Genomic DNA, 11,017 nt, shown 5'->3' on the forward strand with positions numbered 1-11,017 from the left:
CTTCAAGCTTCCAGCTCAAGAGCCAACGGCTCGACCAGTTTTGCCTGGTGACCATAGAGTGTTGGAACCACCCGATCCCATCCCGAACTCGGAAGTGAAACGACAGATCGCCGATGGTAGTGTGGGGCTTCCCCATGTGAGAGTAGGTCATCGCCAGGCATTGAATAAAGCAAAACCCCAGTTGAGTGATCGGCTGGGGTTTTTGTTTTGTGGAAAAAAGAAAAACAGTAGCAGTTCTCAGACATCCTGCCTTCCAATGCCTTCGGATTTTCCAGTTCATCAAAAGAAATATCCCTGAGCGGCCCACATCGACGGTAGTGAGAGACTTGTTCATGTGACAAAATCGCCGGGAACGATTTGGAAGCCGATGTTCAGAACGCTTTTGATATGGCCTATGCCCAGCATGTAAAACGTGCCAGCTATGACCTGTTCGATTTTCAAGATCATGGGTGTCAAAACACTTTAAGGTTGTGAACAACCTCCAGGCCTCTTCGTTCATTGAAGCCGTGCACTATCAAGGGGTTCTCCATGAAACTGAACGACTCCGGTCTTTTCAAACAGCAGGCCTACATCAATGGTAAGTGGGTCAGCGCCATAGAAACGCTTCCCGTTCAAAACCCGGCTACAGGTAAGGTGATTGCCCATATCCCCATGCTGGCGGCTTCAGATGTTCTTAACGCAATCAAAGCAGCAGAAGAAGCCTTTATAGGATGGCGAGCAAAAACAGCAGCAGAACGTTCTGGTTTACTCCGCAAGTGGTACACCTTGATCCGGGAGAATCAGGAAGATCTGGCCATGCTGATGACCACTGAACAGGGCAAACCGTTGTCAGAGTCCAGGGGCGAAGTGAGGTATGGTGCTTCTTTCATAGAGTGGTACGCCGAAGAAGCTAAACGAGCTTATGGTGATCTGATTCCTGCTACCAAAAGCAGCCAGAGAGTGCTGGTCACACGGGAACCGGTCGGCGTGGTTGCTGCAATAACGCCCTGGAATTTCCCTAATGCCATGATCGCTCGAAAAGTAGCTCCTGCCCTGGCAGCAGGCTGTACCATTATTATCAAGCCTTCGGAGCTGACGCCTCTGTCGGCTCTTGCCCTGGTAGAACTGGCAGAACGAGCGGGTATTCCAGCAGGTGTTATTAATATTGTCACAGGTGATGCCAAAGAAATCGGTGCTGAGTTAACGGGCAGTCCTGTCATAAAGAAACTGTCGTTTACTGGATCGACTGCTGTAGGCAAACTATTAATGAAGCAATGTGCGGGCTCGGTTAAAAAAATCTCACTGGAGTTAGGTGGCAATGCGCCTTTCATCGTTTTTGATGATGCCAATGTCGATCAGGCGGTTCAGGGTGCGATAGCCTCCAAGTATCGGAACTCAGGTCAGACCTGTGTTTGTATGAATCGTCTGTTTGTTCAGGATGGTGTCTATGACGAGTTTGTTGAGAAGTTTTCCGAAGCGGTTTCCAGACTTACGGTGGGTCCTGCAATTGATGGCGACTTCAATCAGGGGCCTTTAATCAATGAGGCTGCACTGCTGAGGATCAGGAGTATTGTTGATGATGCGTTAGCCAAAAAAGGCCGACTGCTCACAGGAGGCCGCTCTCATAGTCTGGGTGGTCTGTTCTATGAGCCAACTGTTCTGGCGGATGCCTCCAGGGAGATGAAGTGCTATCAGGAAGAGGTGTTTGGCCCCATAGCCCCTGTCTTCCGGTTTCAGTGCGAAGAGGACGTGATCAGAATGGCTAACGATACCCAATATGGTTTAGCTGCATACTTTTATACTAATGACTTTAGTCGTGTATTCAGGGTAGCTGGAGCGCTGGAGTACGGCATGGTGGCTGTCAATGAGGGTGTGTTATCTACAGAAGTGGCCCCATTTGGAGGCATCAAGGAGTCAGGTATTGGTCGAGAGGGATCAAAGTATGGTCTGGATGAGTATCTGGAAATGAAATATGTACTATTAGGAGGCATCAACGCTTCCTGAGAGTAGTCAAAATCATTTGAGAAGAATAAAGTGCCAGGTCAGGAAGTCTCAGGTTGGCGGTCAGACTTAAGCCTGACCTGGCGGAGAGTGATTAACTTGGTTGATTCGTAATCAATCAGGCAGCTAAAGCGGTATCGCCTTCAAAACTGTTTCTGATCAGGTAATCAAAAGCACCCAGTGAGGCGTTGGCGCCGCTACCCATAGCAATAATAATTTGCTTGTAAGGTGCGGTTGTCACATCTCCGGCTGCATAAACACCTGGGATGGAGGTTTCGCCCCGGCTATCAACTACAATTTCACCACGTGGGGTTAACTCCATTGCCTCTTTAAGGAATTCAGTATTCGGTACCAGGCCAATCTGAACAAAAATACCTTCCAATTCTAAACTGATTTCGTCGTCTGTATTGCGGTCTTTATAGGTCAGGCCATTTACTTTATTACCGTCGCCTAGTACTTCTGTCGTCAGTGCGTTGGTAATAATGGTGACATTCTTTAAAGAACGCAGCTTTCGCTGAAGCACTTCGTCAGCTCTTAACTGGCTGTCAAACTCAATCAGCGTGACGTGGGAAACAATGCCTGCCAAATCAATAGCCGCTTCAACACCTGAGTTACCACCGCCAATCACAGCAACACGTTTGTCCTTGAACAGAGGTCCGTCACAGTGCGGGCAGTAGGCTACCCCTTTCCCCCGGTATTCCTGCTCGCCTGGCACATTCATCTCTCTCCAACGGGCACCGGTTGCTATCAGTACGGTTTTACTCTTCAGACTGGCGCCGCTTTCCAGTTGGATTTCTACCAGCTCTCCGGCGTCGCGGTCATTTTCAATCAGGGCGCTGGCGCGTTGGTTGCTCATGACATCTACGTCATAGTCGAGCACGTGTTGTTCCAGATTGGCCACTAGTTTTGGACCTTCGGTTTCCTTAACGGAGATGAAGTTTTCAATGGCCATGGTGTCCATCACCTGACCGCCAAAGCGATCGGCTACCAGACCGGTACGAATACCTTTGCGAGCTGCATAAATAGCGGCGGCCGCACCCGCCGGACCGGCACCGACAATCAACAGATCATAAGGATCTTTCTTGTTGATGGCTTCAGCCGTACGCTTTTCAGCATTTATGTCCAGTTTGGCAACGATTTCGGCGGTATTCATACGACCATGACCAAATGGCTGGCCGTTAACAAATACGGCGGGTACAGCCATGACCTGCTTTTCATCCACCTCATCCTGAAACAAGGCACCATCGATCATGGTGTGCCGGATACCGGGATTCAAGACGGCCATCAAGTTCAGAGCCTGAACAACCTCAGGGCAGTTCTGGCAGGACAGGGAGATATAAGTTTCAAAATTGAACTCGCCTTCCAGTTGTTTGATCTGCTCGAGCAAATCAGCTTCCATCTTGGCTGGATGACCACCGCTCTGGAGAATAGCCAGTATCAATGAGTTAAATTCGTGGCCCATAGGCAGCCCGGCAAAGCGGATTGCAGGGCGATTGTCCTGGCCTTGAATGGCCATGGAAGGCCTTCTTTCCAGCTCGTTGTTACTTTCACTTAACGTGATTTGGCTGGAGAGTGATTCAAGGTCTTTAGCAAGTGAAGCCATTTCCTGTGATTTCGCAGAGTCATCAAGAGACACAACGATCTCAACAGGTGTTTTCAGGTTCTGAAAGTAAGCTTCCAATTGCTTTTTGATGTTTGCATCTAACATGATTGACTCGCTTGATCTTTTCGATTTGGTTCAGGCTCTCTGCTGTTGAATAATGGCGGGGAGCCCGGACAGTTTAGATTTTGCCGACCAGGTCCAGGGAAGGCGCCAAAGTTTCTTCACCCGGTTGCCATGCAGCCGGGCATACCTGACCAGGGTTCTCTGCGATGAACTGAGCCGCTTGAATCTTGCGAACCAGCTCTCCAGCGTTACGGCCAATACCCGAATCGTGAGTTTCAACGACTTTGATCTCACCCTCAGGGTTCATGACAAAGGTGCCTCGCAGAGCCAGACCTTCTTCTTCGATCATGACTTCAAAGTTGCGAGTGATCTGACCGGTTGGGTCGCCGATCATTGGGTATTTGATCTTGTTAATGGTCTCAGAGCTGTCGTGCCAGGCTTTGTGAGTGAAGTGGGTGTCTGTGGAGACGGAGTACACTTCAACACCCATAGCTTGAAGTTGTTCGTAGTGGTCAGCCAGGTCACCCAATTCAGTCGGGCAAACAAAGGTGAAGTCTGCCGGGTAGAAGAAGACAACAGACCACTTGCCTTTCAGGCTCTCTTCGGTCACTTCAACGAAGTCGCCATTGTGAAAAGCAGTGGCTTTGAACGGCTTGATTTGTGTATTAATGAGGGACATGGTTTATTCCTTCTTGCTGGTAATCATTCTGTTTTTTAGTCAGCCGTTTTCGGTGGCGACATGGAAAGAATATGCCGATTTGATTGATTGGTATAATTGATCGTTCAAATGCTATTAATAGATTTAATCTATTGGTCAGGTGGCGGGTTATATTTTTCTGTTCATTGCAGCAGCTTTATTTGATAGAGATGTATCAAACTCAACAGGCTTTTTGTGCAGCTACGCGCTGATATACATAGTCCGTTTTTCTGAGCTTGCTGAAGGGCTACGGCACTGTAATTCGACAGGCTTAGTGCTACTACGATATGGGGTATGGCGCTAGCGTGTTTTGCGGGCAAATAGATAAGGAAACAGCTTCAGTTTCTCATCGGCTGTCAGGTTATTCATCTGTTTAATGTTTCTATCGGGAATGCCATCCGGGTTCGGGTAACTGGCCAGGGCCTTCTCCAGGCTGTCTTCCCGGATAATATGCAGAAGAGGGTAGGGGGAACGGTTGGTCAGGTTTTCATCATCTTCCGGGTCAGTATCGGCAAAGCAGTAATTTGGATGGAAACTGGCTATCTGGAACTGACCTTCCCAATGGAAGCCGCGAAGCAGGGCATCCACATGCTGCAGAAACTGGTTATAGTCGTCAAAATCCTCAAGCATGTTCGCGATGACAATCAGGGTGGTCTCCAGTTCACTGGCAGGTGTCTCGGCAGCAAGTGTCAGTTCAGACTGCAACGTCTCCAGCAGAGCGTCTTCCGTGGTATCCCTTGAGAGGGTGATTCGAATCTGGTTGTGTTGCTCTGGCCAGGCTGCAAAGGGGCAGAGATCCAGGCCAATCACGACCTCTTTAAGCCATTGGCTGACTGCATTAATCTCTTTACTCATGGGGGGAAGTCCGGGTTAATGTGTCACCAAGTATGGCAGAAAGTACTTTTCGGAGCACGAAAGTGGCAGAGATAGGCAACAGCACTGAGCTGTTGATTTCAGTAAAAATACCGTAATGTTCATCAGTAGTAACCTGTGCTGATGAGAGTGCGTGCATGTCTGCAATTGAAATGGCTGCGGCTATTGTCCTGATCTTGATCTGTTCCGGATTATCCTGGCTGTTTGCCAGACAAAGAGCGGCTGCCGGATTGGCAAAGCTGACTGCACAGATGCATCAGCAGGGGCTCAGAATTTCTGAACTTGTCGCAGAGCAGGATCAGCTTTTCAGTGAAAGGGACAAGCTGCAATGGGATAATCGCGACCTGCACATTATAAAAGGAAAACTGGAAACCCTGCTGAATAATGAAAAACACAGAGTTCAGGAAAGAGAAGAGTCACTCAGGGAAGGTCTGTTAAAACATCGGGATGAGCAGGAAGCCCGGTTTACTGCAGAAAAGCAGGTTCGGGAATTGAAGGTCAGGCTTGAAGAGCAACAGTTGCAAAATGACAAGTCATTGCGGCAGTTGGAAGACAATAAACAAGTGCTTAAGGAGGAGTTTGGTAATCTTGCAAATGAGATTCTGGAAGCCAAGAGTCAATCGGTTTCACAACAGCATCAGGCAGGTTTGGAAAACCTGCTGAAACCTTTCAAGGAACAACTCGGCGAGTTTCGAAACAAGGTCGAAGAAGCCAGAAAAGCGGACAACGAAGGTCGGGCTGCGCTCAAACAGCAGCTGGAGACCCTGCATAATCTGAACCAGAAGATCACCGATGAAGCAGGCAACCTTGCCAGAGCTCTGAAAGGTGATAAAAAGCTACAGGGTAATTGGGGTGAGTTGCAAGTTGAAAAGATTCTGGAGAGCAGTGGCCTGATCAAAGGGCAGGAGTACCAGCGGGAAGCCAATTTCAAGGATGAAGAAGGCCAGAACAAACGGCCTGACTTTATCGTCTATCTACCCGAACAAAAGCATCTGATTATTGACTCCAAAGTCTCGCTGGTGGACTACCTGAGTTATGTCAATGCGGAAACCGATGCCGAGCGTGAAGCCGCTCTGAAGAGACATATACAAAGCATACGGAACCACATCCACAGTCTTAACGAGAAAGATTATCCCTCACTGCCAGAGGTTAAAGCGCCAGACTTTGTCTTTATGTTCATGCCGGTTGAACCTGCCTTCATGGTGGCCTTCCAGCATGACCAGCAATTATTCAATGAGGCTTTTGAGAAGCGTATTGTGGTGGTAACACCCACCACACTTTTGGCCACACTCAGAACAGTGTCTAACCTCTGGACAATAGAAAGACAGAATGCCAATGCCCGAAAGCTGGCTGACAAGGCTCGCCAAGTGTACGACAAACTTCGTATTTTTGTTGAGAAGATGGAAAAGCTGGATCAGCAACTGACCAGTGCCAGAGGTACATACGATGACGCTATGGGCACCTTGAAGCACGGTCGGGGGAATCTGATCTCTCAGGCGGATCAGTTCTTGAATCTGGGGGTGCGAGTGAAAAAGGAGCTGCCCAGACAGACGCTGGAAACGGCTGACTTGGGAAGCGACATAGCCATCGAGTGTGATCAGCAATCCATTGAGGATGATGAAGACTGATAAGACGATTCATCGGTTTTCTGCATCGACTCTTGATCCGAAAAAAGGGTTTCCTGAATAAACTGGAATCTGGAAGGGAGCAGCCGGTGCTTTTTAAAGACCCGGTAGATCGTTTCATAAGCGCGCTCAGGCAATCCCACTACCTTGATCCTTTCAGGAAAGGCGAAAGATCTGACAGCTGATACCGGCAGCACCGTAAACCCTAATCCTGCCGCTACAGGCTCGAGTATCAGGTTAATCTGGTTGATGTAGCCGTTGGCCGGGAAGTCAGAAATCCCCCTGAAGACGCCAGGAAAATTTTCCTCAAGCAACAGGCTGGCATGATGTTCTGCGTCCGGGTGATGAATCATACCCAGTGTCCGGAGCTGTTCATATTCCCGAAATTGGAAGTTTACAGGTACGACCAGACAGACTTCTTCGGTCATGACAGATTGAGCCTCCAGGCTGCTGGATTCCGGCTTCTGGCTCATATAGCCACAGTCCAGACGATTGTTTAGCAGTTCAGACTCAATCCGGTGGTTTGGGGCAATCTCAAAAAATATTTTCAGGCCCGGGTTCCTTTTCTGGGCGTTGATGAGTCTTGGGTAAAGAGCCAGACCCAGGGCTCCGGGTGAAGATAGACGACATAAGCCGGAATGGGGGTCATCCCTGTTTAGCGCCTCCCTCAGATTTTCTTCACCTTCCAGTATTTTAAGGGCAAAGCGATATACCATTTCACCCGCTGGAGTCAGTTCAAAGTGTTTGCCCTGGCGGTTGATCAGGCTTGTCTGATAATGAGTTTCCAGTTTCTTAATATGCTGGCTGACTCCGGGTTGGGTCATAGCCAGAAGATCTGCCGTTCGGGTGAAGTGACCCTGCTCGATCAGGGTAATGAAGGTTCTCAGCCAGCTTGGATTTACCATAATTAAATATTATTAAATATATTATAAATAATAATTTTAAGTTGTTGATTGGTTTTTTTAAACTGCTGCCATTGATGAAAAACGGATGGAGTTTGCTCAATGTCTAATACAGTTTACCCTCGTACCTTTTCACACATCGGAATCTCAGTACCGGATCTGGAGAAAGCCGTTAAGTTCTACACCGAGGTGTTGGGCTGGTACCTGATTATGGAGCCCACAGAGATTGTAGAAGATGACAGTGCTATTGGTGTGATGTGTACTGATGTTTTTGGTCCTGAGTGGGGATCATTTCGCATCGCACATATGTCAACAGGTGACAGAATCGGTGTAGAGCTGTTCGAATTCAAGAACTACGAAGAGCGTGACAATAACTTTGAATACTGGAAGCCCGGTGTCTTTCATTTCTGTGTTCAGGACCCGGATGTTGAAGGTCTGGCAGAAAAAATTGTTGCCGCAGGTGGCAGGCAGCGTATGCCAGTTCGTTACTACTACCCGGATGAAAAGCCTTATCGTATGGTTTATATGGAAGACCCGTTTGGCAATATTCTGGAAATCTACAGCCACAGCTACGAGCTGATTTATTCTTCTGGTGCTTACACCAAGAGCTGAAGTCTGTTTCACTGCTTCTGATTTCGTTAGCCGGTAAAGGATAAACTGACCACGGTTCAGATTATTTTTTACCGGTTCATGGTTGGTCTGAAAAAGTGAATATCATGAATCTGGAGTTACTATAGATGATTTGTCAAAAATGACTTTTGTCGCATGATTGTCACCCGTTTTAAAGACAACAAAGCCTTGGCTTATGGAGTGAAGCAATGAAAAATGTGCTGATTACCGGCTGTTCATCCGGCATTGGGCTGGCGTTGGCTTTGGAGTTGAACCAGAGGGGGTTCAAGGTCTGGGCCACAGCAAGAAAGCTGGAATCAATCAAACATCTGTCAGAAAAAAGAATCAGGACAGCAGAGCTGGATGTCACTGATGAGGACCAGGTTAACAGGGTATTGAAAGAGATTCAGGCTGAAGATGGCGGATTGGATATCCTAATCAACAATGCAGGCTATGGTGGAATGGGGGCAGTGGCTGAATTACCCCGCGAAGAACTCCTGCAACAGTTTGAAACCAACGTCTTTGCTCCGGTATTGCTAGCCAACAAAGTCATCAAGGAAATGTGTGCTAACAAGGAAGGTACGATCATTAATATTGGCAGTATTTCAGGAGAAGTCACTACGCCTTTCTCAGGGCTTTATTGTGCTTCAAAAGCTGCCTTCAATAGCTTTTCCGATGCTTTGAGAATGGAGCTTCAGCCGTTTGGCATCAGAGTTCTGACCGTATTACCCGGTGCGATCAAATCCCGATTTGCAGAGAATGCCAATGAAGCACTTGATCGGGTGTTTACTGAAGACTCCCTGTATTTTCCAATTGAAGAGGGAGTCCGAGCACGAGCGAGTGCTTCTCAGAACAGACCGACCCCTGCCGAGACAGTAGCTTTAGAGATTGCTGCCTGGCTGGAATCGTCAAGTCAGCGGGGCATTTTAAGAGTGGGCAATGGCAGTCGGGCGCTGCCAGAGCTGAAAAGATGGCTGCCTGTTTCATGGTTTGAGGCTATTCTCAGGCGCAAGTTCAGGCTTGACCGTTTGTCCGTTAAGTAATTGCCCTAAAAGTAGAAAAAAAGTGCATTTTGGCTTTGCCTTTCAGACACTCCTGCTATAAAGTACGGCTCCGTTCGCAACAACAGACGCGAACAACGACAACGGTGAGGTGTCCGAGTGGCCGAAGGAGCACGCCTGGAAAGTGTGTATACGGAAACGTATCGAGGGTTCGAATCCCTCCCTCACCGCCAGTGAACAAGTGAGTATTACGCGCTCGTAGCTCAGCTGGATAGAGTACCTGGCTACGAACCAGGCGGTCGTAGGTTCGAATCCTACCGAGCGCGCCATCTTCAGAAAGCCCTATTTTTATAGGGCTTTTTGTCGTTATGGGGGGTGGTTATTTCTGACTTCCTGTCTGTTTTATAATCATCCTCTGTCTTATAACTGCGTACTTGAAAAATTCTTAAAAAAGCCAATTTTTGGCCATTTTCGGGCTATTTTTTCTCTCTTTTCTCTAAATAACGTACTTCGGCCACTTTGAAGTACGCTACTTGATTTCCTCTTTATAATCAGTTGGTTGCCGGTGGTTTTGGCTATTCAAACGGTTGTTTAGTTTGCACTTTTGTAGCGGTATGCGCAGGGAACCATCAGCGAACTTTGGCGAAGTGATTTCTTTATTTGTTATGCTCTGTTTCCCTTCATTTGTATTGAGAGACTTTAATCATGTGTGCCTGGCATTTTGATCCACATCACGGGGGAACAAAGATTCCAGACTCAATAAAGAGTCAGGTTCAGCAGCGGGTGACTGACTATGCCAATAAGCACTATAGCGGTAAGTTTTCCCGGCTGGGTTTTCGGTTTAAAAGCCAGTTCTGCTATATCGATGCTTATACAGAACCTTCAGTCCCGGAGAGCTTTGATGAAGAACGGTTTGGCATCAGCCGGGAAGATTATATAGAACGGCTGAGAACTACACCGACCCACTTGTGCAGGATTCGTTATTTCGGTGGGGATAAATGGAGTATGGCTTTCTTTACCTACAGCAATGAAAAATATACTCCAAGCTACTTTGGTACAGGGCAAGAGACGGGTACTCCAGAGGAGGCTTTTGAAGCATCGGCCATTTACCTGAATTAATATTCCGGTATCCCCAAAGCTTTCTTCTGCTCAGACCAGAGCAGGGGAAAGGGCTTCATAAAGTCGGCCAGAGTCAGCCCTCCCAAACTTCTGCCATCAATGATGGCCTCCTGAATCTCTGGCGACAGGGTGGTCAGGCGTAAGATTCTGGAGGCATAGCTGACACTGGTAATCCCTTCCTTCTGAGCCAGCACTTTCAGATGCTGTTCTTTCCCTGTTTCCAATGCCTTCAACCATCGGTGCGCCCTGACCAGAGCATTCCTCAAAGCCGGATCGACCTCTTCCAGTGCCGGACGACCATCCGGGGTGGTGATCTGGCTCTTGCTCTTGCGGTTGATGAACTTGATGGGGATGTGTACCAGAATGCAGTTCTCGTCTTCCAGATAGGTGCGGGTCGCTTTGCCGGTTACTTTTAAATAATAGGACACCCTTATATTTGACAAACAAGCCAGCTCGTCTAGTTTTTTCCTGTCGCTGTTATTTAGTTCCGGCAGGAGAGGTTATGACCCGTGCACGAAGTTCTTTGATCGACCCAGGTTCCACGC

Annotated in this window: 10 protein-coding genes, 2 tRNA genes and 1 rRNA gene; 8 read left to right on the forward strand and 5 right to left on the reverse strand. The window is 48.1% G+C overall.

Annotated features, from left to right (window positions below):
* Nucleotides 1-43 precede the first annotated feature (43 nt).
* Both rrf and KBW69_RS22745 read left to right on the forward strand, forming a co-directional pair.
* Nucleotides 44-159 (forward strand): 5S ribosomal RNA (gene rrf, locus KBW69_RS22740).
* Between the two features lie 369 nt (nucleotides 160-528).
* Nucleotides 529-1,983 carry an NAD-dependent succinate-semialdehyde dehydrogenase gene (locus KBW69_RS22745; RefSeq protein WP_257275297.1) on the forward strand — a complete coding sequence of 485 codons (1,455 nt, stop codon included), beginning with the start codon at nucleotides 529-531 and terminating at the stop codon, nucleotides 1,981-1,983.
* A 115-nt stretch (nucleotides 1,984-2,098) separates the two neighbouring features.
* Here the strand turns inward: KBW69_RS22745 and ahpF are convergent, their stop codons facing one another.
* The 3 genes from ahpF to KBW69_RS22760 all read right to left on the reverse strand — a co-directional run bounded on the left by ahpF (nucleotide 2,099) and on the right by KBW69_RS22760 (nucleotide 5,198).
* A complete protein-coding gene (ahpF, locus tag KBW69_RS22750) occupies nucleotides 2,099-3,688 on the reverse strand; it encodes an alkyl hydroperoxide reductase subunit F (protein WP_257282403.1) in 1,590 nt (529 codons plus the stop codon).
* Nucleotides 3,689-3,761: 73 nt separating this feature from the next.
* On the reverse strand, nucleotides 3,762-4,325 hold the full coding sequence (gene ahpC, locus KBW69_RS22755; RefSeq protein WP_257254284.1) for an alkyl hydroperoxide reductase subunit C: 564 nt from the start codon (nucleotides 4,323-4,325) through the stop codon (nucleotides 3,762-3,764).
* Between the two features lie 318 nt (nucleotides 4,326-4,643).
* Nucleotides 4,644-5,198, reverse strand: coding sequence for a DUF1415 domain-containing protein (locus KBW69_RS22760; RefSeq protein WP_257275295.1), 555 nt, complete (start codon nucleotides 5,196-5,198; stop codon nucleotides 4,644-4,646).
* Nucleotides 5,199-5,353: 155 nt separating this feature from the next.
* On the opposite strand from KBW69_RS22760, the gene rmuC reads away from it, so the two are divergent.
* Nucleotides 5,354-6,844, forward strand: coding sequence for a DNA recombination protein RmuC (gene rmuC, locus KBW69_RS22765; RefSeq protein WP_257254921.1), 1,491 nt, complete (start codon nucleotides 5,354-5,356; stop codon nucleotides 6,842-6,844).
* Here the strand turns inward: rmuC and KBW69_RS22770 are convergent.
* Nucleotides 6,814-7,746, reverse strand: coding sequence for a LysR family transcriptional regulator (locus KBW69_RS22770; RefSeq protein ID WP_257275294.1), 933 nt, complete (start codon nucleotides 7,744-7,746; stop codon nucleotides 6,814-6,816). The genes rmuC and KBW69_RS22770 overlap by 31 nt on opposite strands.
* Nucleotides 7,747-7,845: 99 nt before the next feature.
* Here KBW69_RS22770 and KBW69_RS22775 point away from each other — a divergent pair, with 99 nt between their 5' ends.
* The 5 genes from KBW69_RS22775 to KBW69_RS22795 all read left to right on the forward strand — a co-directional run bounded on the left by KBW69_RS22775 (nucleotide 7,846) and on the right by KBW69_RS22795 (nucleotide 10,472).
* The gene (locus tag KBW69_RS22775; protein WP_257275293.1) at nucleotides 7,846-8,355 is read left to right on the forward strand and encodes a lactoylglutathione lyase family protein; all 510 of its coding nucleotides are present in this window, start codon (nucleotides 7,846-7,848) and stop codon (nucleotides 8,353-8,355) included.
* 206 nt (nucleotides 8,356-8,561) lie between these two features.
* Complete coding sequence (locus KBW69_RS22780) at nucleotides 8,562-9,395, forward strand: SDR family oxidoreductase (protein WP_257275291.1); 834 nt, start codon at nucleotides 8,562-8,564, stop codon at nucleotides 9,393-9,395.
* A gap of 103 nt (nucleotides 9,396-9,498) precedes the next feature.
* Nucleotides 9,499-9,586: transfer RNA gene (locus KBW69_RS22785), tRNA-Ser, on the forward strand.
* Nucleotides 9,587-9,605: 19 nt separating this feature from the next.
* Nucleotides 9,606-9,682, forward strand: a tRNA-Arg gene (locus KBW69_RS22790).
* A gap of 376 nt (nucleotides 9,683-10,058) precedes the next feature.
* Nucleotides 10,059-10,472 (forward strand): hypothetical protein, encoded by a 414-nt coding sequence (locus tag KBW69_RS22795; RefSeq protein ID WP_257282404.1) that lies wholly within the window; start codon nucleotides 10,059-10,061, stop codon nucleotides 10,470-10,472.
* Here KBW69_RS22795 and KBW69_RS22800 read toward each other — a convergent pair.
* Nucleotides 10,469-10,900, reverse strand: a complete 432-nt coding sequence (locus tag KBW69_RS22800) for a hypothetical protein (RefSeq protein WP_257282405.1) — start codon at nucleotides 10,898-10,900, stop codon at nucleotides 10,469-10,471. The genes KBW69_RS22795 and KBW69_RS22800 overlap by 4 nt on opposite strands.
* Nucleotides 10,901-11,017: the final 117 nt, after the last annotated feature.

Origin of the sequence: Endozoicomonas sp. ISHI1, assembly GCF_024606225.1 — a bacterium.
In the GTDB taxonomy this organism is placed as follows: domain Bacteria; phylum Pseudomonadota; class Gammaproteobacteria; order Pseudomonadales; family Endozoicomonadaceae; genus Endozoicomonas_A.